Below are 23,158 nucleotides of genomic sequence, written 5' to 3'. Positions count from 1 at the left end.
CCCGAATGAACAATCATTATATAAACAGGCTAATCAAACAGAAATGACATTTTTTGAAACAAATAGAAAAAACAAATAAAATAGAACCATACAATACTCATAAAACAAGTCTTAAAAAACCGACAAAATTTCCTACCACTCTAAATGTCATTCTATTTTGCAAACCACAATCAAAACTTTTGCAATATAATAATTTCATTACTCTCTAGTAATTTAGTTTTACAATAGAGTCATAATTGTCAGTGATATGATGTATTCTACTTAAACGTCTATACCTCTCAGTTATAAGAAATGACTATATCTGCATTAATAATCTAAGAATTAAAACCATAATGCATGACAACATCCACTTTAAGACCGAAAAATTAGTCATTTAGTTCTGTAAAGGCCTTATGGTTAAGTTAGCTTCTTGAGAATTCCTACTTCTCACGAAAATCATCCAACCATCTACAAAAAAAGTGATAGTTGTAATCTTTAAGTTAGTAAAATACTTACCATATTAATGCAATAAAAACTTACCATCGATGTTGCAATTAATATCCACATGAATAAAGCTAGATTAATATTGTTGATATAACAATCACTTCTAACCATAAACAATTCTACAAGAGAAACTGAAAAGCAATACTTTAGTAGTATAATCGGTACAATAGAACAGCTTTCAATCTTGGATTTATATAATCAATCAGAAATGAACATAAAACCTGCGCATAGATAAGTTTCACCCTCTTACATTAATCACAAAAATATCACGCGATAGTAACAACACTAAAAGAAAGGTTTATTTGCAAGAAACTCACCCATCACATATCCCTTACCATTTTGGGTTTATTCCATGATTTATTTCCCTCTATATTGTTAATAGGTAAAGATAATGATCTAGGGCGAAGAAAAATGAAACCGAGGAAGGCTGCAAGCCTAGACATAATAGGAAACGAACAAAACAAAACCCTCAATGAAGAGGGCTTGAATTATCTTGGAGTTATTGTGCCTGCTAGACAAAGATATTGGCCAGCACAAACCCGAACGGTACCGCAGCCACAATTCCCAGCATACCCGGCAGGAAGAACGGGTGGTTGACGATGTAAGAACCGTTCCACTTACTGCTAAGGAAAGAGCCGGTGTCATCGGTGGCAATCGCGAAGGCTGTCGTCGGGTAGATGTTGGTCATATACAGGGCACTTACCGCCACAAAGCTTGCCAGAATCGTTCCGGGATCGACGTTCAGCGACGCTGCAATCGGTACCAGCAGGGCACTGGTTGCTCCCTGGCTGAACAGCAGTGCCGACGTACCGAAGAACACCACGGCCAGCAACGCAGGATACTCACTCAATACATCGCCAGCGATAGCTTTGATCTCAGGAATATGCACCCCAATAATGGTCGAGCTCAACCAGACGATACCGAGGATCACAATCAGGCTTTCCGCCCCATCTGCAAAGATCGGTGCTTTCTTGATGGAAGTCAGCTGAACCTTGCACACCATCGCCATGATAAAACTGGTCAGCAGCATCACGATAACAATGATATCGCGCGATCCCAAATCATGACCAAGCAGCGGCTTGAACAGCAGCAAGGCAACAATGAACATCACACCACCGAGGAACAGCCATACCGAACGCTTGGCTTCAATGCTGGGTTCAATCTGCTTCTGCTCTTCAGGTGTGAAATTTACCAGTCCTTTGGCAACACGTTCCTTGAAAATCGGGTCATCTTTCAACTCGCAACCCTGACGGCTGGCGATAAACGACGCCACAACCACACCGAACAGGGCCGACGGCATAATCACGCTCAGCGCGGTACCAAAACTCACCCCCATTTGCTCGACCACCACATACATTGCCGCAGTCGCTGCCGAGATTGGTGATGCCGTGATGGCGATCTGCGAGGCCACAACGGCCGAGCTCAGTGGCTGGCTCGGACGCACGCCGTTTTCCTTGGCCACTTGCTGGATAACATTCAGTACAGACATCGCGGTATAGCCCGTACCGGCCAGCGTTGTCAGCACAAAGGTCGTGGCCGGTGCCAGGATGTTGATGTATTTGGGATGATTACGCAGCATTTTCTCGGCACAGTTGACCATGTAGCTCATACCACCAGCCTGCTGCATCACTGACAATGCCAGGATCACCGACATAATGATCAAAATAACCGACACCGGAATACTGCCCGGCGGCAGGCCAAGGCCAAAGACGGCGATAGCCATCCCCAGACCACCAGCCAGACCGACACCGATCCCGCCAAGACGGGCGGCCAGTATAATGGCCCCTAACAACAGACACGTTTGGATAAAAATCATTGGAAACCTCCTCTCCCGTTATTGATTCGGGAGTTACTGTTATGAATTCAGCAGGTGCTTGAGCTCGGCAAAGATCACTGTCTCAAAGTGAGTCAGCGCCCCCAGCCACTCTTGGCACTTGTGCTCGCCCACCCTTGGCAAGACGCAAGCATTAAATTTGTTCTCGATTTCCGCCTGAGACAGCGGTTTTTCAGGATTTCCCCTGGCGAGATCGTTCTCGATACTCAAGGTTTCACCGTTAGCCAGATACACCCGGATCTTCACCGGCGCGGTACCGACAAAGCCCAGCTTTTCGAGCTCGGGATCAACCCGCATCCGTATCTTGGGTATCAGAGCCTGTACTTGGGGATCGTTCACCGCCTCGCCGGTAAACTCCGTAAGCCCGACAGCACCATGGATCAACCGGGAAGCCAGGGCATATTGCATCGAGAACTTCGCCTCAATAGCATTGTGCGGATGATTACAGACCAGCTCACGCGGCCCAAGCAGGCTGGCACCAACCTGGATGTATTCGATCTCTTCAGTCTTCAGAGGTATGCCGCCACGCTCTCGTTCAATAAGCAAGGCATCCCAGCAGTCAATGGCAGGATGGCTGCCGCTGCAACAGGGGTACTGCTTGAATACCAAACCGTTTTCCAGCAAGTCCCACCGCTGACCCAATGTTATTTCAGCGTCATCAAGCGAAGTGATCCCGGTAAAGCACTGGGCAAAGCCATCAGCGGCCTCGATAACATCAGGCTGACCGGTGACCCCCAGCATTGCCAGCTCAACCGCATTGACCCCGTTAAATGCTGCAAGCCCGGCGTGCATTGCCTTGGTCTGGCTCCCAAAGTTGCCCCGCACGCCAGATGCCGACGATGCCGCAATAGCCAATGCATTGGTCAAAGTGGTTTCATCAAGGTCAAGCAGAACGCCGGCCGCTACTGTTGCCCCGAACACGCCAATAACAGGTGTGGTATGCCAGCCCTGCTCGGACAATTTCGGCATCACCCACTTCGCAATTTGATGCTGGGCTTCAACGCCCGCGATATACGCCAGCAAGATACCGTCGCCACCGAGTTGTTTCTCCTCGGCAGCGGCAAAGGCTACAGGCGCGACGGTCACAGTCGGGTGGCCAATTGTCGCCCAGCTGACATCGTCAAAATCCAGTGCATGGGAGGCGGCACCATTGGCATAGCAGGCGTAGGCCATACTGGTTTTCTGCTCGGTGCCCAACACACTGCAATTGCCCTGCGGTGCTCGCTGCATCGCAAACTGCTGAAGCTTTGTCGCAACAGGCATTTCGCTACCGGCGATGGTGACGGCGACGTAATCGGTCAGGGCTATCTTGGCTACCCGCACCACCTCATCGGGCACCTCATCCAGCCGCAGGCTCACGCACCAGCGTGCGATCTGCCTTAGTAAAGGATCGGGTTTCATGCTGTTTCCTCAATCGTTTTTTGCAGCCCACTTGCAGATGCTGAGTCAGCCACCTCCTGCTGGTAACGCTTCACGGCTGCTGCACTGGCCTTGGGATCAGTCATCACCATAGGGTCGAGCAAATAATCAGCCTGCGCTGGCGTTAACAGCTGCTCGGCCAACACCACTTCACGGACGCTGAGGTTCTGCTCAAAGGCTGTGGTTGCAATACGGCTTCCCACCTTATAGCCAAACAGAGTCGCAATCACGGTAGCCAGTGCGGTACTCTTTTCGGCATATTCACGGCATACCGCTTCATTAGGCTGGAGATCCTTCAGGCACTTGTCGACAAACAGCGGAATCGCATTGGTCAGCAGGGTGCAAGACTCAAACAGCGCCTTGATGATCACCGGCTCCCAGACATTCAAATCCAGCTCACCGCCCTCGACCGCCATGGTGATCGACACATCATTACCAATCACCTGATAGGCAATCTGGTTGATCAGCTCCGGCATAACCGGATTGATCTTGCCCGGCATAATAGATGAACCCGGCTGCACGGCAGGTATAAACAATTCATTGAACCCAGCACGCGGGCCACTGCCCTGAATGCGAAAATCCGTTGCCATTTTTGACAGGAAGGTCGCCAGCTTTTTGATCTGGGCGGCAACCTCAAGGTAGGCATCACCGTTTTGCAGACCATCGAAGAAGTTGTCCTCGGCAATAAACTGCTCGCCAGTGATCTCACGAAGCTCGGTATAAACCTGCTCTAGGTATCCTTCATGGGTTGAAAGCCCGGTACCTACTGCAGTGGCACCAAGCGGCAAGTCCAACGTCTGCTCGCTGGCCGTTTTCAACGCCAGGTGCAGGCGTCTTACCTGATGCAGATAACCACTAAACTGCTGGCCGAGGGTAATAGGCACCGCATCCTGCAGACAGGTTCTAGCCAGCTTAACGACATGCTCAAAAGCCTGAGTCTTCTCTTCCAGCATGGCTTCCAGTGCGGCCACTTCCTTGATCAACTGATGCAGGTTCAGGCGACAGGTCATCTTCATTGCCGCCGGGATCACGTCATTGGTTGACTGCCCCATGTTGACATGCGTATTGGGATGCACCTGGTCATAACCCTTCTGGCCGGTGATCATTTCATTGGCACGATTGGCAATCACCTCATTGGCATTCATATTGGTTGACGTACCACCGCCGCCCTGAAAAATATCGATAGGGAACTGGTCGTCAAAACGATGATCCATCACCTCTTGCGAAGCCTGCACAATGGCATCTGCCAGCTTTTCATCCAGCGCACCAATCTTGCAGTTCGCCTTAGCTGCCGCCTGTTTGATAGCAGCAACCGACCATAGGTAATGCGGAACATCCACCGCCGTACGGCCGGAAACCGCAAAGTTATCCCGGGCACGTACGGTCTGAATACCGTAATACGCCTCGTCCGGTAACATCATTTCACCTAATACATCAGATTCTTTTCTCATGATTCAATCCTGCGGTTTTCTGCCATGTTCTTTGTTGAATAGCTTTGTTGATTAGCTCTGTTGAGTAGATTCTATGGCAAGGCTGATGCGGATTATTTGAACTAGCTCCGTACTTGGATACCAGTGGGGAATATAATGCTGAGTATTAGTTAGACTTATAGTATGGCCTGATATGGACTCCATTGCATTTGATCTTCGCCAACTCAGAACTTTTATCACTGTGGTCGAAACCGGCTCGTTCAGCAAAGCGGCCCAGCACCTAAACCAAACCCAGTCAGCGGTTTCTCAACTGGTCCAGAGCCTTGAACATGTGCTTGACTGCAAACTGCTGGACAGGAGCAAGCGCCCGATCAAGCTCACCCTGTCAGGCAGGGAGTTGTACGAGCAAGGCGGCAAACTACTGGCTGAATCGCGTAAGCTGCAAGACTGGATGCATTCCATCGAAAAAGGCAAGCTACCGCGGTTGCGGATCGGTATGGTCGATTCGGTCACCCAGGTTGCCGGAATAGAGTTGCTCAAATATCTCCAGCCCAAAGTGGCCCATATCAACCAGATGACCGGCACGGCCCCTGAACTACTGGCCTCGCTGCAATCGGGCAAGGTGGATATCATCATCTCGATGACCAATCAGGATATCCCTCAGGAGCTCGCCATGTTCCCGCTGCTCAGTGAACAATATGTGGTTGTCACTCCCTCAAGTTGGGAGCCGAAAGAGATTCAGTGGCTGGCCAAGCACCAGTCCTATATCGCCTATGAGAACTGGACACCGACAGGCACCCAGACCAACAACTGGCTGCGCTGGCGAAACTACAAACCGCAAAGCCAGTTCTCCCTCGACAGGGCTGATAACGTTCTGGGAATGGTGGCCGAAGGCTTAGGCTGGTCGCTAACCACCCCCACCTTTCTGGCCCGCCAACTGGAGCTGCTCGACAAGCTTGAATGCCAGCCCTTGCCCGCCCCCGGCATTACACGACAACTGGCGGTTATCTGCAGAAAGGGCGAATTTGGCAACATGATCGAAGAATTTGTTGCTGATATCAGAGAGATTATTCTTGGCAAGAAAGTGCATGAAGTACAAAAACGCTGGCCGTGGATTGGAGAATAACCCTTTTGCCACTGTTCAATATGAGCATGAACGAATAAAAAGTAGCCAATCGTTGCTTTTTTAGATTAAATACTCAGTGCAACAGCTTTATTTGTTCTATACATAACTCCATCCCTCTTAACGGACTAAAGCGGATCACAGGTGAGTACATGAACCATTTGCTGAACATCACGACATCTTCACTGGCTTCCACTTACCGTTTCTGGCGCGGAACCGTTGCCAGCAAACACACCGAGCAACCGGAAGAAACGCTCATTCTGTTTGATCAGGAAGGTGACTCGAAGTGCCGTCTCGTTCGTGAAGTACTCACCGAGTTCGACTTGAATGTGATTATCGCTCCTTGCCCCGAAGGCGGAGAAAATCTAGCCAAGCTGAAATCAGCGTTCAACGGTGCCACCCCACCCGTTCTGGTCGATTCCAACCACCCAAACATTGTCCAAGGGGCTGAAGGCATCATCCATCACCTTTTCCAGCAATACAGAGGGACCAAGCCTCCTAAAGCATGCCTCGGACAACTCAGAAGTACCCTAACATCCAAATTGGCATCTGGAGTCAGGCTAGGCGCTGGCATCAAGGCTCGTCATTCACGCAAACAGGCAACTCCGCCATCACAACAGCCTGATCTACCGCTGATCCTATACAGCTTCGAATCCAGCCCGTTCTCCCGCCCGGTCCGCGAGAAGCTGTGCGAGCTTGAGCTGACTTACATCCTGATCAATCTTGGCAAGCAACAATTCTCCGACATGGGCCCGGCCCAGTTCCACTGGAGCCTGAAACCCTACAAACCATTACCGAACACCAAACGGGACGAGTTTTTCAAACAGCACGGCAATGTCCAGGTCCCCTATCTGATGGATCCCAACACCGGTGTCGACATGTTTGAATCAAAGGATATCTTGCGGTATCTGGAGGAGGCGTATGGGTGAGGCGGTTAAGCCTAGAATAAAAAATTCAGGTTAGTAGCTTCTTTTGCTTGGATTTTAGACAATCCGTACATCTTTCAAATAAATATGATCAATAAGATAAGTATCATATTGCTCGAAAAATTTAGCCTGGTATGATTGCCTGGAATTTTGATTAATAGTAATGCCAAGATGAAAGACGTTCTAGTTATTGATTTGTTTGCAGGTCCCGGCGGGTTAGGTGAAGGCATCTCCTCATGTACCGATGAAAGTGGTAATAAGCCATTCAAAATCGGTGTATCTGTAGAAAGAGAGTCAAGTGCGCACAAAACTCTTACAACTAGAGCTTTTTTCAGAAAGATCAAAGATAGTGAGAAAGCAAGAAAAGATTACTATAAATATGTTCGCGGTAGCATCACTCGTGATGAACTTTTCTTGTTGCACCAAGAGGAAGCACAATCAGCATTAGCTGAAACGTTACATGAACCAAGGGCTCTTGGTAAAGATAATGAACTTATTCATAAGCGTATTCATGATCTTGTAAAAGGCCACCGTGGCCCAAGAATCGTAATTGGAGGACCTCCATGCCAAGCATACTCATTAGCTGGACGTTCTCGTAATGCCGGTATTAAAAATTATAAAGCTGAAGAAGATCATCGACATTTCTTATATAAAGAATACTTGCAAGTAATCTCTATTGCTCAACCCGAAGTATTTGTAATGGAGAATGTTAGAGGAATATTGTCTGCTAAGGTTGACGGAGAAGTAATGTTTCCTCAAATTCTTAAAGACTTAAGAAACCCTGGTCTAGTCACAGAAACAGATGATGTGTTAGGGTATAAAATATATTCCTTAGTTGTTGATGCAGATGATCCTAAAGATCCTCAATATATAAATCCATCTGACTTTCTTATTCGTTCTGAGTTTTATGGAGTGCCTCAAGCAAGGCATAGAGTTATCTTGCTTGGTGTTAGAGATGACATCGATGCTATTCCAACCACATTAAATAAATCTGACCAATACCCAATATCAGTTGAGAGTGCTATTGGAGATTTACCTGCACTACGAAGTGGTTTTTCTAAAAAGAAAGATGATGTTAAAGATTGGGAAAGTACTATTTCAGAAAATGCTATACGCTTAAATAGAATCTTAAGGATTAGCAATGATCAAGAACTTGTTGAAAAATTAAACCTTGCACCTTTATCTAGCTTAAACCGTAAAGCTACACTTCATAGTAACTTTCAATCCGCAACTATTCCCACCCCACTTAAAGATTGGTTGCTTGATAAAGATCTGAACTATGTGCTTAATCATGAAACTCGTGGGCACATGGCTGATGACTTACTCCGCTATGCATTTTGTGCAGCTTACGCGCTCCTAAACAACGGAACTTCTCCTAAATCACGAGATTTTCCTAACCAACTAGCACCAAAGCACGCAAACTGGGATTCAGGGACACATGCTGATCGCTTCCGAGTTCAATCAGCGAATAAGGAAGCAACAACTGTAACCAGCCATATATCTAAAGATGGCCATTATTTTATCCATTACGACCCAAGACAATGTCGAAGCCTAACAGTACGTGAAGCAGCTAGGTTACAGACTTTCCCTGACAATTATTTCTTTGAAGGAACCAGAACACAGCAATATGTTCAAGTAGGTAATGCTGTGCCTCCATTTTTGGCACAGCAAATAGGAAAAGTTGTAATGAAATTGCTGGGTAATTATTAAAAACGAAAAAACAAATGTAAAACATAATTAATTTTGATTTATTCTCAATGAAAACAATCGGAATTAAAACTGACCTAAATATTATAGTCAAACCTTTCAATTGATAACTAAAAAAACATTTGAAAGGTTTGAAATTGAGCAGTTAATTAATCTATATATTCTAATTAAAACCTACCAGAATAACGAGTCAACAGTTTAGCTAATACGATAGATTGCTTTTCTGATGGTAGCTTCTTTGGATTCTTTGCTACCTGCAAAATCTGCATCAAGGTTGGCGTTGCTGCATCTTCATCAAGTAAATACTGCTCTACTTTTTCCCATGTTTTTTTAGGTGTTTTCAGTATTGTTTCCTGTGCGTGAATGCCATTATCAATCTTTTGGACCAGCTTAGAAGTTACAGCTTGCTCTGCAGCTTCAACTTTGCTTATCAAAAAATTACTAATTTTAACAATATCACAGTCTATTTTTTTTACAGTGTCCCAGAACATTTGTCGCTTAGCGTATTCACTAGGATTTCCAACCGGACGACTATCTGAAAGCAATAACTCATTAATCGCATGAGATAATTGACGAAGAATCATCATAATTGGGTTCGGTATAACCGGTGCTCTCCACAATACATCCATATTCCAATCTAAAGATTGATTGCTAATTTCAAGAGATAACCGTGCAATAGCATAAGTAACGATGTTGGCTCGATAACCAGCATACCAGTCTTCTTTCATTATCGCTTTTTCAAGTGCTCTGAAAATACTAGCTCTACAGATCAACTTACGAAAATACGACTCATTGAAGACTAAATTATCTTTTTCCCACTGCGTATCGATTACCTCTGCAAATTTCGCAAAGTTCTTCTGCGCACCTTTACTAACCTCATGTGGCAAACAATCCCAAGAGTTCATAACCTTCGCTACATCAGTCTTTGTTATTAACTGAGAACGTGGGTGAAGTTGCTGAAACTGCTTTTTCTTTGATGGTGTTAGATATGCTTGTGCATCTAGATACTGCCCTCTAGCCCTTTCATAAAACCAATGCGTCTGAGCATTCTGTCCAGCGCGCACAGGAACCCAAATTCTCCTTGAAAACTCTTCTAGGCGAACATGGAATGGATGGTTAGAGAATAGGTCAGCATCAGATACTTTATTCTGTGAATTTGCATATCTAGAAATTTTAGGAACAAGCTCGGTAGAGGCCTCATCAGAAAGAACTGTAAGCTTCATTTGCAGAGATATTCTTGATAAGTCAGCCTTATCTTTGACGTATGCACTGTAAATAGAGGCTGTTGTTTGACCGCCATTAACAATTTGAAGATTTCTTAGTTCAACTATCATTGGACCATTGTTGGTTTGCTCAATGACTATCCCTTGAGCTGTAGTTGTTAATCCATTGTTGTATGCAAAAAAATGCGCTGGATCACTAAGGATAGTTGCCCTTATCCCTTTATTTACTTTCCCTCTATGTTGAAGGAAGCTTCTAACATTCTGCTCAAGTAATCGAGCCCCCCACTGCCCATAAAGTGAAACTAGTCTAGTTCCTGGCATCACAGTGAGTATGGACTGTTCCCCTTCAGCATCATCATGAGCTACCAAACATGGAAGAGGGTTATCACGAAAGTCGATAATCATCTCCTCTCGCTCATTTCGAGAGGATTCGAGTTTAAATATACGCCTAAGATCCCATAAATGGACAGTACAAGGGCGACCTTCGATATCATCAATTGTAAGAGCGCGCATTCTTTCTGAAGCAGGCCGGTTTGATACAACGATGAACCTGATACGAGATACATCACTCCAATTATCCAAAACTAGCCGAGCAGCTTGATAACAATTACTAGACGGCTCAAATATTGATGGCAAGTGCTCTGTAAGAGCTTTTGTTACAAACTTAGATAGTTTCTTTATTGCAGATTCAATTTCACGCTTCGTTAGTGTTGACGGTTCTTCTGATGAAGAAATTAGAGTTACAAACAATGACAAAGAATAATTATTTGTATCAAAAGAGTAACCATCAATCAGCCATCTTCCCGCACCATCTCTTCCATCTTCTACAATCTCATAGTCATCAAATTCACCCGCATCAGATAAAAGATCTAGAATGTAGTTAAGAAATTCGAACTCTATTAAGCGTCCTTCAACATCAGATGAAGCCTTTACATGTTCGATAAGCGAGGTGTAATATTCTAACACTTCATTCATATCAACCTACCACTCTCTCACTAAACTCACTAATCGAACATTCCCAATCGGCAACAAGGGATAAATCAATATCATATCTGACCCTATTAATAGCAGAGGGTAAGTTATCTCCCGTCAATCGAGGAAAGTCACCTTCGATTCGATACACTCTAGGATCACCTAGCTCGAAGTACAACTCATCGTAACAATCATCCTTGATATATCGAGCACTGAGCAATAATTCATCAAATATTGCATATTGACTCAGTGATATCATATTTCTCGTTTCTTCCACAAATTCGTTAAGTGTAACCCCATTACCATAAGAAGATATCGCTCCTGGATATACGGTAAGAAATAAACGTCCTTTCGCGCAGAGCTGCTCAGGAGATGAAATTTTGACGATACTGGAATCAAAAGCATAAGATTTAATTTCCACAGACAAATCAATTGATTCATCGCAGAAATCCTGTGGAGCCCCCATAGGCCCCTGCCATCCTAACACACCATTTGTAGATACTTTGGGAACCCAATATTCACGAAGAAACTTAAGTTCAGAGATAAGACCTAAACACTCCTCTGGCGTAAGCTTTTGCCTCCCCTTTTCAAATAGCCTCTGCCAAGCAATAACTCTGCGCTTTAAAATCGCCACTATCTGATTTGAAGATGTTGAACATTGACATGCAGACACAAGATCAAGACACAAGCGATAAAAAACTGTAGCAAGCTCAGAAGAACCAATTACTACTCCTAGATAATGTTCCCCATTTGAATCATTTACGCGGACAATATTTAATTTTGACGTTCCTCGTATAGACTCAGTTGAGTCAGCATCACCAGCTGGAAGCTGTATAGCAACACCAAATTGGCCATCTTTGCATCGTATCCAATACCATGCATTCGTTGATTCCAGCCCTAACCGAAGGGTAGTTAAAACACCAGTTTTAGGTAAGGCCATCTTTGTCCATGGGGTTTCAATACTACTCATGACTCGAACTCATCTGTTAACTCAACGCCGAATTTTTCAAACCAATCAAGCGTAACATTCCACAATATATCTGGTTGAGGCACTTTCGATTCAGGAATAGATATAACCCATCCAAGCACATCACGCTCTGATACAACATCTTTCTCATTAAGACCATATTTACAGGCTTTAATGATGTGAAAAATTAAAGTAGGTTTAGTTCTAGCTGCACGGTATTTTTTATCCGCCACGCGAGAAGCCCCTTGCTTTACAGCATCAATATCCACCTGTGTTAGGCCAAGATGTTCAACACCACTAGGGTCTTTAATTGACTGCTTTCGACTTAACCGCAGCTCATGTGCATTGTTTGGGTTTTTGGGGTCTGTCACTATTCCCCTTCTAATACGGGAAAACTCTTTACCATTCTTATCAATCCAAACACCTTCTTTCTGGGTTTTTGTCTGATAAACAAATACATCCCACAATGCAAAGTCATCAACAGAACGTTCTTCTAAGAATGGAATAAACAAGTTACTTTCCGCCCAAAAACCACAACTTGGGTGGTTATTTAGTTTTTTTAATGATTCTATGACATCTCTTGCCTCTACATCTCTAAAATAAAGGTGCTGTTGATGATCTTTAGGAATATCTGGCCCGCTATAGTACTTATCACCTATTCGCTCAAGCAAACGAGTAAATTCATTAAAGTTGCTTTCAACAACATTTAACCTTGAGTCAACGCAGTCTGTTTCCAACAACCTGTTATCAAAACGAAGTCGACTCATGATCGTTCTTGCCGTCCTCATTTTATTAGCAGCAGTAACCATAAGTGAATCAGGAGATGCCTGAACTCGAAGACCAAATTCACGAGGAGTCATCTCTCTACGCTGCATTTCAGCCACTTGTTCACGTAAATCATCGGAAGCTTTCGATATATGAGCGTACCAATCCAAAGACTCAGAGGTAATCCAAAGGCGTAACAAATCTTTATATCCATCTCTGTAACCATACCAACGCCCCATTTGCATGAGGCTGTCATACATTACAGAACGTCGATAAAAGTAACTTACCACCAACCCTTCAAGCGTAAGGCCACGGCTGAGTTTAAGGCCACCTATCGCAATCTGTTTTTTAGGTCCATCTTTTTCATATGACAACGAATCACCAGATTTGCTGTGAACTGTAACAGTTTTTGGTTTCTCCATATCAGCCAGAGAATTACGCACATCTTCCCATGACTCATTGGTGCAACTTTCATAGTGTTTACTCCAGAGAGAGTAAAGTATCTTCATACCCTCAGAGCAAGTTTCAGCTTCGCGTTTATGCGCATATACGGTTATCGCACTCCAATACTCATCTAGGCAAATATCTACTAAAGGAGTTATGTCAGACTGAACATTCGTTAACCTAGACATATTGATAAGCATTGAGTCATGAACATGCTTTATCAATAATTTTCTACGCCGAATATCTTTAATTGCACAAGCAATAAGAAAGGTTCCAATAGCTTCTTTCAATGACTCGGGTATAGATGTAACAGCAGTACCCGGCTTATGAGTTATCGGTAAGTGTTCTCCTGCATCTTCAATCTCAGTACAAGTTTGATCTGTCACTTCGTCATTTCTAAAGAAATAACGTGCACCACAATAATTATTTGGCGGCTCCAGTGCCACAATAAAGTCCTTAGGGAACAAATCGTCAGTATCAGCCCTATCGCCTTCAGATTCAGGGTGAATAAATATATTGGCAAAAGGAGTAGCCGTATAAGCTACGTAGCTCGATCTTCTACATGCATGAAGTACTTCGCGTATCAATCGATTGATGGTTTTTGGATCTTCATCATCGTTACCGGTATTAACTGAAGCGTTATCCGCCTCATCATCAATTATTAATACAGGCTGTTCCACACCACCATTTTTAATATTTACTTCAGAGGTTAGCCAAGTAACAAGTCGCTGCAGTGGATGTTTATTCTTTTTAGTTACGACAAGAATTGGCTCACTTATAGTAGAAATTCTATATCGAGGGTCTTTCTTAATATCATCATCTCTATCTGTCAAGCAAAATGGAAGTCTAGAGTCATTTGAACGACCAACCCCTATTATTTTAGTTTCCCTGTCCTTATTGGACTTCCCAGCAATTGAAACGCTACCAACGAAGTCCTTGTCGAGTCTTTCCTGGGTTTGTTGTCTAAGATCTTCTACGGTACCTGTCAGAACAATAATCAATTTATAGCCTGCATCGGCTGCCTTATTAATTAAAGCTGAGTAGTTGTTGGTTTTACCGGCCTGAACATCTCCGATCACCATTCCTCGACACGAAAATCCAGATTCAGACTCAGGATCTCCGATAAGAGAAAGAATTCGGTCTGTATCGGTATCAGTCCTTTTTAATACACTTTCCGGTATATCTTTAGTCTTAAAATGATCCTTGAAACGTTGCCAATAGTACCAGTTAATCAATAACTTCTTATCGTCTGTTAACCACTCCTTGCGTGGCTCATCACTGATTAATACAGCCGCCTCACCAACAGTAACAGCAACTTTTCCTCGAAAAAGTGTTTCAATAATCTCAATATCAGTCATATCAAGATTTAGTTTGGTGCGATAACTATCTAGCTGCTCATCAATCCATTTTTTTGTAATTTCTCGATCATAACGGTGTGCATCCTTTTCCATCTGATTCACAACCATCTCAACTATTGTATCTTTAGATAACATTACCTAGCCTCTATCTTACTTATAATTTTCTTGGCTTGCTCTCTTGTAAGGCCAATATTGCTGTCGTTCACTAACGCATTGAAAATATTTTCAAGATCTATTCCAGCTTTGAATAGATTTTCAGCCAAAATCTGACTTTGACTAAACAAACCTTCTGAGTCTTGATCTAGTTTTATATTTGACGCGGATAAATCATTTTTTATCAGTGCTAAAGGCAACGCAGTCTCGATAATGCTTATCAAAGCAGACCTAGTTTGATCGCATGTAATTGACCGTAGCATTTCAGAAAGCGCAGAATGACTGCGGTTAAGGACGTAATAAACTCGTTCTCTATCTCTATCGTAAACTCGCTGCCAAACTGGCTCTAAATCTAATGATGGCATCCTTGCCCGGCGGGTGAACGTCGTTGATGATTTCTTTGAACACTGAATTATGACTCTTCTAAGCTGCTCACGAAGTGAAGCAGGTAAATCTATTCGAGACTTTCGTACATCAATACGCCACAAATGATCAGCATTGTTATCAAAATCCACTTGAACCCGAGCTAATTTGTTAGCTTCAGATACTTTAGCAAGTCGATACCAGCTCCCAGAAGAAATTAATCTTCCCGCACGATAAATATATAAACCTTGTCCAGCATGATGTTCACCGTTGAGAGATACTCTTTGAGCAAATGTATGAGTCATGCTAGATGGGTGTGGTAATAGATAGGCTTTTATCTTAATTGAGCAATGCCCTAACCTCAAAGTCTCGTCTGACAATAAAGTCGATGCTTGCCTGCCAGTTTCTGGACGAGTTGCGAACGGATCCATCCCCTTAATAAGCCGTTTATTAAGGCGAAGAGTAAGTTTCTTTGTCCCCTTCTCACCACTAATAAATCGATGAAAAGTAAGTGCAAGATGATCAATTAGAGCGCTAACGCGCCGATCATAGGCTCGCTCAGCACTGGCTGCTGTCAAGTCTAAAGCTCTATCAAAGGTATTCCATATAACAGCAGTACCTCTTGAATGCTCAAATCCAATATCACATAGGTACGACTCACAGTCAGCAGGCTCAATAATCTGTGCTGTCCACTGATTTTCTCTCTCCACCAAATCAAGGTCCCATCGGATCCCATACCAATCATCACAACTGTCAGCTCTACTGATAACCGTAAGTTTCTTGCATTGAGAAAAAGATGCCGTTTTGAGTCCCATACCAAATCGACCAAGGTCATCAATAGATCGCTCACTAGCAGGACCTATAGCGCCAAGCTGCATCGCTTTCTTAACTCCACTTGGCTTCATACCATAACCATTATCAATAATAGCCAGTACAGGATCACTATTTCGCCACTCGGTAAAAATGTCCACTGTACTAGCACTAGCAGATATCGAATTATCTATGATGTCAGCAACTGCCGATTCCATCGAATATCCGATACATCGGAGGCTTTGAACAAATGGTCCAGCCATTGGGGGCAGAGGTAATCTCTCCATAGTTATCAACGATTCCGATATTTTTGACAGTTCAAAGAAACAATTCTGAGCAAGAAGTTCAACTGACATATCACATACTTGCAACAGTAAGCTCTCAGACGAATGTAACTCAAAGATATCAATAAGTTAATTATGTTTCTATCATACTAGTCACATATCTTCTATCTTATTATTTAGAATAAATTTTCAACAACATTAATAAGGAGTTAATTGCAATTGCCCAATTTATAATTGAGGTAAATTTGGGATCATAAAGGATTACTTTATGTAAGAGATTCTTTTGAGCCTAACCCACCAATATAAGCATTGGTAGCTTGTTCTCTCCCGAAACCTCACAAGATCTAGCCTCTCCCACCAGCCAGCACTCTACAAAATCCAACAGTTCATCAAAGCAAAACTGTTCCGGTCTTCGAATTGCACACTCCCAGAGTGTGAGTACACGCCAACCGTGTGACTCAAGCCAGTTTAAGGCTAGCTCATCTCTTTCTTTATTCTTTGCGAACTTTGTAAGCCAGAATTCTGTATTGGTTTTAGGTATAGATGCATGGGAGCAGTTTTCATGGGCATGCCAAAAACATCCGTGTACAAAAATCACGGCTTTGTATTTTGGAAATACCAAATCGGGAGTGCCCTTCAGCCTTTTGTCATGAAGTCGATAGCGAAAGCCTCTGGCAAAGAGATACTTTCTTAAATCAACCTCCAGCTTGGTATTCTTAGAGTGAAACAGCCTCATGTCCGGCATCAGGATTGTCCGTTAGTCGTCATCAGATCCAGCCTCTAACAAGTATAAATAAAGCAAGCTGATTTCCCTCGTTATCAGATGGACGTTACTCACAAACATGCATAAACCCTCATCCGGTTAGACGAAACCAATCTATGATGAAAATCAAAGAGAAAGGGCATTCCAATCGCACTTTTCTTGCTGAAACAGGACAATGGACGTTAATGAGACGCTTATCTTCAGCGTTCAAGGAGGGCACCATGTCTCACGATAAGACACCCAATAACAAGATGCCTGATAACGATGCGGCCAAGGCTGAGGCTGAGAACACTAGGGATAATCGTCCTAAGGTTTTTAGGCTGATAATGCATTTTCTTACCCTGGCGCCTATCGCTCATCTCTTCATCGGCATGCCCCTGTTCTTCGTTATTTTTGCAGGCTCGATCAGCTATTTCGTCGGCCTATGCCTATACCTGCTATCCTTCGCGGTTCCTATCGACTTTACTGAATCGCTGGCACTCTCTTACACCGTATCCGGAAAGCTTCTCGTTGGTTCCACCCTGTATCATGGTTGGCCGATTCCGCTAATGAGCTTATTCCCTGTGGTTTATCTGGCTTGCCTGCTCCTGCTTCGCTACCGCTTTGGCAGCTCAAACTTTGCCTATTGGGTGTCCTATGACATAGAAACTATTTGGCGGGTCACACTGATTTCCTTTGCCGTAATGGCCGTCGGTATTGTTGTCGGGCTCGGAATGAAAACCGCTGCAATTTGTTCGACTGTTGTGACGACACTGTATTTGCTCGTCAGGATTTATCGCTTCTATGCGCCGTTATGGGGTGTGTATCTGCGAAAGCTGAAAGTTGTATAAACCCCACCCTAACCCTCTCATTGAAAAGGGGAGGGAACAAAAACAGCACACCCTGAATGTACCGCATGAATAACATGGGCCGTGAATGCTCGTCCCCCCCCTTTGAACCAAAAGGCTTCGAAGCCTCTTGTTCTCAAATTTAAACAGCAATTTCCTTTGATATTGCAGAAGTTAGCTACACTTCAACCATACCCTACCGAATAATTTGGCATTTTCCCGTCATCTTCAATCGCCATGAATGCGACAGGAACAGTGCTTCGTCGCAGGATCTTTACTATGCAGGGAAATACGCAGCGCCAATTCGAAGAGAGTCCAGAGCAAACTGCTGAATTGGTCTTGCAGCTGGTCAGAGACCTTGTAGACGAACTGCGACAGGGGCAGAAACCGGATACGCCACTACAGCTTGATTGCCAGTTTGATCAGGATCTCGGCTTCGACAGCCTGGCACGGGCAGAGCTCATTCAACGCACCGAAAAGCAATTCAATGTCTCGCTACCCGATCAAACGCTGGCAAGTATCGAAACCCCTCGTGATTTAGTCCGGGAACTGCTACAGGCTAGCCGTATCGGCGACATCTCTGTTTCCGAGCAGGTTATCGAGCAAATCCAGCTTGATGTTGTCGAATCTGCGCCGGCGCATGTCCATACTCTGCAGCAGGTGCTTGACTGGCATGTCGATACCCATCCGGACAGACCGCATCTGTATGTCTATCAGAGTGCCGATCAGATCACCGAAATCAGCTACCGGATGATTCAGGAAAAAGCGCGGCAGATTGCCAACGGGCTTATCGAGCAGGAAATCGCACCGGGAGAGTGTGTCGCTATTATGCTGCCAACCTGCAACGACTACTTCTATAGCTTCTTTGGCATATTATATGCCCGCGCAATCCCAGTACCGATTTACCCTCCGGCGCGCCCCTCGCAGATAGAAGATCACCTCAAGCGCCATGCCAATATCTTGCAAAATGCCGAGGCCCGGCTGCTTATTACCGTCCCCGAAGCCAAGCCCTTATCTCAACTGCTGCGAATGCAGGTTTCCTCGATCAAGTCGGTTGTCACCGTGTCAGAGATCATGGGATCGACTGCCCCACCTGATGTCGGCGATGCCCATGCCTCTGATATCGCTTTTTTGCAATACACATCAGGCAGCACCGGTATCCCCAAGGGTGTGGCGCTAACCCATGCCAATCTGCTGACCAATATCCGGGCGATGGGCAAGGTGGTCAAAGCCAGTTCGAGTGATGTGTTTATTAGCTGGCTGCCGGTCTATCACGATATGGGGCTGATCGGCACCTGGTTTGGCAGCCTATACTATGCCAGCCCGCTGGTGATCATGTCGCCCTTACTATTTCTGTCAAAACCCCAACGCTGGCTATGGGCAATTCACCGTCATCGGGGCACGGTATCTCCCGCGCCCAACTTTGCCTATGAGCTCTGTATTAATAAAATTGACGAGAGCGAGCTTGAAGGTCTGGATCTCAGCAGTTGGCGACTGGCGTGGAATGGTGCCGAACCTGTCAGCCCCGGTACGATAGCGCGCTTTACCGAGCGTTTCGCCAAATACGGTTTCCGTCCCGAAACCATGTCACCAGTATATGGCCTTGCCGAATCAACGGTAGGGCTGACGTTCCCAACCGTAATAAGGCCCCCGCGGATAGAGCGGATCAAACGCGAACCAATGACACGCTTTGGCCGAGCCGAAGCTGCCAGCCCCGACGATCCCGATGCGATGCAGGTTATCGGGCTCGGCCTGCCATTACCCGGACACCAGATCCGGATCATGGACGATCTTGGCCGCGAACTGCCGGAACGGGAAGAAGGCGAGCTGGAATTTAAGGGGGCTTCGGCCACCGCCGGCTATTACCGCGATCCGGATAAGACCAAAGCCCTCTATCACGGCGACTGGCTCAATACCGGCGATCGGGCCTTTACCATCGGCGGCGAGCTTTTTCTCACCGGGCGCACCAAGGACATTATTATTCGAGCTGGGCGCAATATATACCCCCATGAACTGGAAGAAGCCGTCAGCAATGTACCCGGGATCCGCAAGGGCTGTGTCGCGGCCTTTGCCAGCCATGACAACCGAACCGGTACCGAGCGTCTTATTGTACTGGCCGAAAGCCGGGAAACAGACACCGCCAAACATCAGGATCTAAAACACCAGATCAACAATCTGGCACTGGATTTACTGGGCAGCCCGCCCGATGATGTGGTTATCGGGCCACCGCATACGGTTCCCAAGACATCGAGCGGTAAAATACGGCGGGCTGCATGCAAGGAACTTTACGAGCAGGACAGCCTTGATGTCCGCCAGCGTGCTGTCTGGTGGCAAACACTACGTCTCATGACGGCAGGTATCACACCGCAACTCAGGCGTTACTGGCGAACGGGGCTAGATGTAGGCTATGCCGTCTACATGTGGCTGATGATGGCCATACTGGCCTCTATTGTCTGGAGTTTTGTTGCGACTGTACCCAATCGTGACTGGTGCTGGAAGGTCACTCGCACCGGTGCCCGGGCTCTCATCAAACTCACAGGGACCAAGCTGACAATAACAGGCACAGAAAACCAACCCGATCCCGATACGCCATGCATCTTAGTCGCCAACCATGCCAGCTATCTTGACGGCCTTGTTATGGTTGCCGCCACCCAGCTTAAATGCCGCTTTGTCGCCAAATCTGAGCTGAAGAAAAACTTTTTTGCCCGCACCTTCCTGTCAAAGCTAAATACTGAGTTTGTCGAACGCTTTGATGCCGAGAAAGGGATTTTGGATGCCAAGCGCATTGCCGACAGCGCCCATAGCAGCCAACCTCTGTTCTTCTTTCCCGAAGGCACACTCTACCGAATGGCCGGTTTGCACGAATTTCACATGGGGGCATTTATTGCTGCCGCAGACGCAGGACTCCCGATCCTTCCCGTTACACTCTGCGGTACCCGCTCCAAACTAAGAGATCGTTCCCTGTTCCCGAGACGAGGCGATATCAGTGTCACCATTAGCACCCTCATTTACCCGCAAGGCAATGACTGGAATGCAGCCCTGAAGCTAAGGGATCAGGCAAGGTCGGAAATCTTACACCATTGCGGAGAACCAGATTTAGCCCACAGTAAGAACAACCGATAAAACTGACCACACACAAAGTTACAGGGTAACCGAGTCATTTTATTACCTGTAATAAAAAACAGGAAGAGGCACTGCTCTCTTCCTGTTTTGGTGTTCAGTCGGTGATTGCTGGCCTAAAACTTAATGGAAGTAATCCACCTGTTGTTTAAGCTCAGCTGACAGCCCCTGTAAATCATCCGCTCGCTTCGATGTCTGAGCGGCAATATCGCGGCCCTGACGGTTCAGGTTGCTGATTTCAGTCGCATTTGTAGCAATCTCTTGAGTGACCTGCGCCTGCTCTTCCGAGGTCGCTGCGATGGTCTCAGACTGAGCAGCAATCGCAGTAACTTGCGTCGTGATCCCCTCAAGTGCCAAACCAGCCTGTGTGGCCTGCTCGGTGACCAGCTTTCCTTTCTTCTGGCTCTCGGACATCATAGAGACTGCACTGCTGGTACAGCCGCGCAGCTGCTCAATAATGCTAACCACTTCCTTAACCGACTCCTGGGTTCGGTGAGCCAGTGTTCTCACTTCATCAGCCACTACGGCAAACCCGCGTCCCTGTTCTCCGGCACGGGCAGCTTCGATAGCCGCATTCAGCGCCAGCAAGTTCGTCTGCTCAGCAATCTCGTCGATCATCCTCGTCACAGACTGGATGTTGTCGCTTTCACGGCTCACCATGTTGATCGCTTCTGCCGATTGCTTCAACTGGTCATTCAAACCTGCAATTTCAATGCTTACCTGCGAGACCAATTCAGCTCCCGACACACTATCGTCATTGGCTGAACGAACGCTTTCGGCTATCGTTTCTACCTGTTCTGCCACCGACTTCGCCGACGACGCCATTTCCTCGATGGCAGTCACCACCTGCTCAACCTGCTCCTGCTGAACATCAGACTGACTCAGGCTTTGGTGCGCATCGCTCGACAAACTGTTTGCCTGGGTCTGTACCGATTCACTGCTTGTCCGGATTTCGCCCACCAGGCTGTTCAGCTTGTTTGCCATCGAAGCAACCCCATAGGTCAGGCGCTCAATCTCATTACCTGACTGACCATTGCCTTGCTCCATCACCAAGGTAACTTCCCCTTTGCCCAGCCGTTCCATATAGCCGGTAAGGGTTGTCAGCGGCCTGATCAGCTTGCTCAGGTATAAACTAAGAATGACGAAAGTGGCCAAACAGGCAAGCGCGGCAACAATGACAATCACGGTCAACAACTGCTGGCTGCCCTTGGTTACTTCTTTAATGAAGGTACCGCCCAGCAACTTCCAGTTCCAACCCGGCACTTCGGTATAAACGAGGTATTTCTCTCCCACAAAACCGTTATATTCATACGGGTAGGTCATCAGGCCACTGGCAGACTCAAACAACTGACCAAATGGCTTATTGCCGTCATAATCAGCAACATTGATGATTGAAACGCCTTCGTCCTTAATAACGGGATGATAGAGATATTTTCCCAAGTTGTCCTTATCGTTATCAATTACGATGGTATAACCCGTATCGCCCCAACGTATATTTGCCAAACTCGCAAATACCGATTTTGTCGCTTCATCGATCGGGATACCGATAAATGAAATAGCCACCACCTGGCCATTATCATCTTTGATCGGTGCGTAATAAGTCAGGTAAGTATTACCAAATAATACAACCTTGGCATAATATGGCTGACCACTGCTTAGTTTGCTAAAACCAGGGTGCCCATGCCCTAATTTAGTACCAAGCGCCCGTTTGCCACTGTCATTTTTCAAAGAGGTAGCAACCCGCAAATAATCATTGCCCGAGGCAACAAACAAAGTTGCAATTGCCCCTGTATCACGGCTAAATCGGTCAACAATATCCGTGTTGTTAATCAATGAGTGATTATTTAGCGTAACATCTTTCACCTGCTGGCCAGCAAAGCTAATCATCGCATCTTCGAAAGACAAGCCGTGCAGATACCCTAGGCGAAAAGTGCTTTCTAATTCACGAGCAGTCTCAAGATAAATATCAAACTGACTTGAAATAGTGGCAGCCACCGCATCCAGTTTTGACTGCTGCTCTTCCAGTGTCTGTTCCAGCAATATTTCTGAAGAATTACGGTACACAATTGTAGCTACCGAACTAAAGGCGGTGATAATCAATACACTGATCACCAGCTTCAGTTGAAACCCTATACTCTTATTATTAATTATCTTCCACATAGTCCAGCAATGAGGATGCTCACCCTC

The 23,158-nt window shown here is 45.7% G+C and carries 14 protein-coding genes; 5 read left to right on the top strand and 9 right to left on the bottom strand.

Features of this window, described 5'->3' with window-relative positions; genetic code table 11:
* Window positions 1-994: 994 nt before the first annotated feature.
* The 3 genes from BIT28_RS20455 to BIT28_RS20445 are packed head-to-tail and all read right to left on the bottom strand — an operon-like array spanning window position 995 to window position 5,187.
* Complete coding sequence (locus BIT28_RS20455; protein ID WP_075766797.1) at window positions 995-2,299, bottom strand: anaerobic C4-dicarboxylate transporter; 1,305 nt, start codon at window positions 2,297-2,299, stop codon at window positions 995-997.
* Between the two features lie 39 nt (window positions 2,300-2,338).
* The gene (locus BIT28_RS20450) at window positions 2,339-3,718 is read right to left on the bottom strand and encodes an MmgE/PrpD family protein (protein WP_075766796.1); all 1,380 of its coding nucleotides are present in this window, start codon (window positions 3,716-3,718) and stop codon (window positions 2,339-2,341) included.
* Window positions 3,715-5,187: an aspartate ammonia-lyase gene (locus BIT28_RS20445; RefSeq protein WP_083652002.1), complete on the bottom strand. Its 1,473-nt coding sequence runs from the start codon at window positions 5,185-5,187 to the stop codon at window positions 3,715-3,717. The genes BIT28_RS20450 and BIT28_RS20445 overlap by 4 nt, the downstream gene beginning before the upstream one ends.
* Window positions 5,188-5,359: 172 nt before the next feature.
* Between BIT28_RS20445 and BIT28_RS20440 the strand changes: the two genes are divergently transcribed.
* From BIT28_RS20440 to BIT28_RS20430, 3 genes are all read left to right on the top strand, one after another.
* Window positions 5,360-6,292 (top strand): LysR family transcriptional regulator, encoded by a 933-nt coding sequence (locus BIT28_RS20440; RefSeq protein ID WP_075766794.1) that lies wholly within the window; start codon window positions 5,360-5,362, stop codon window positions 6,290-6,292.
* A 149-nt stretch (window positions 6,293-6,441) separates the two neighbouring features.
* Window positions 6,442-7,218: a glutathione S-transferase N-terminal domain-containing protein gene (locus BIT28_RS20435; protein ID WP_083652000.1), complete on the top strand. Its 777-nt coding sequence runs from the start codon at window positions 6,442-6,444 to the stop codon at window positions 7,216-7,218.
* Window positions 7,219-7,386: 168 nt separating this feature from the next.
* Window positions 7,387-8,925: a DNA cytosine methyltransferase gene (locus BIT28_RS20430; RefSeq protein ID WP_075766793.1), complete on the top strand. Its 1,539-nt coding sequence runs from the start codon at window positions 7,387-7,389 to the stop codon at window positions 8,923-8,925.
* 164 nt (window positions 8,926-9,089) lie between these two features.
* Here the strand turns inward: BIT28_RS20430 and BIT28_RS20425 are convergent, their stop codons facing one another.
* The 5 genes from BIT28_RS20425 to BIT28_RS20405 all read right to left on the bottom strand — a co-directional run bounded on the left by BIT28_RS20425 (window position 9,090) and on the right by BIT28_RS20405 (window position 17,006).
* Window positions 9,090-11,120, bottom strand: coding sequence for an AIPR family protein (locus BIT28_RS20425; RefSeq protein ID WP_075766792.1), 2,031 nt, complete (start codon window positions 11,118-11,120; stop codon window positions 9,090-9,092).
* Between the two features lies 1 nt (window position 11,121).
* A complete protein-coding gene (locus tag BIT28_RS20420) occupies window positions 11,122-12,087 on the bottom strand; it encodes a PD-(D/E)XK motif protein (RefSeq protein WP_075766791.1) in 966 nt (321 codons plus the stop codon).
* The gene (locus BIT28_RS20415) at window positions 12,084-14,786 is read right to left on the bottom strand and encodes a Z1 domain-containing protein (RefSeq protein ID WP_075766790.1); all 2,703 of its coding nucleotides are present in this window, start codon (window positions 14,784-14,786) and stop codon (window positions 12,084-12,086) included. The genes BIT28_RS20420 and BIT28_RS20415 overlap by 4 nt, the downstream gene beginning before the upstream one ends.
* Window positions 14,786-16,195 (bottom strand): ATP-binding protein, encoded by a 1,410-nt coding sequence (locus BIT28_RS20410; RefSeq protein ID WP_217696648.1) that lies wholly within the window; start codon window positions 16,193-16,195, stop codon window positions 14,786-14,788. The genes BIT28_RS20415 and BIT28_RS20410 overlap by 1 nt, the downstream gene beginning before the upstream one ends.
* A 355-nt stretch (window positions 16,196-16,550) precedes the next feature.
* Window positions 16,551-17,006 carry a very short patch repair endonuclease gene (locus tag BIT28_RS20405; RefSeq protein WP_075766788.1) on the bottom strand — a complete coding sequence of 152 codons (456 nt, stop codon included), beginning with the start codon at window positions 17,004-17,006 and terminating at the stop codon, window positions 16,551-16,553.
* Window positions 17,007-17,245: 239 nt separating this feature from the next.
* On the opposite strand from BIT28_RS20405, the gene BIT28_RS20400 reads away from it, so the two are divergent.
* Window positions 17,246-17,854 (top strand): hypothetical protein, encoded by a 609-nt coding sequence (locus BIT28_RS20400; RefSeq protein ID WP_075766787.1) that lies wholly within the window; start codon window positions 17,246-17,248, stop codon window positions 17,852-17,854.
* 276 nt (window positions 17,855-18,130) lie between these two features.
* On the top strand, window positions 18,131-20,974 hold the full coding sequence (locus BIT28_RS20395) for an AMP-binding protein (protein ID WP_075766786.1): 2,844 nt from the start codon (window positions 18,131-18,133) through the stop codon (window positions 20,972-20,974).
* Window positions 20,975-21,094: 120 nt separating this feature from the next.
* Here BIT28_RS20395 and BIT28_RS20390 read toward each other — a convergent pair whose 3' ends face one another.
* Window positions 21,095-23,131: a methyl-accepting chemotaxis protein gene (locus BIT28_RS20390; protein ID WP_075766785.1), complete on the bottom strand. Its 2,037-nt coding sequence runs from the start codon at window positions 23,129-23,131 to the stop codon at window positions 21,095-21,097.
* Window positions 23,132-23,158: the final 27 nt, after the last annotated feature.

The organism is Photobacterium proteolyticum (assembly GCF_001939735.1).
Classification (GTDB): domain Bacteria; phylum Pseudomonadota; class Gammaproteobacteria; order Enterobacterales; family Vibrionaceae; genus Photobacterium; species Photobacterium proteolyticum.
The sequence above is the reverse complement of the archived record's forward strand: the minus strand, read 5'-3'. Positions and strand labels throughout refer to the sequence as shown.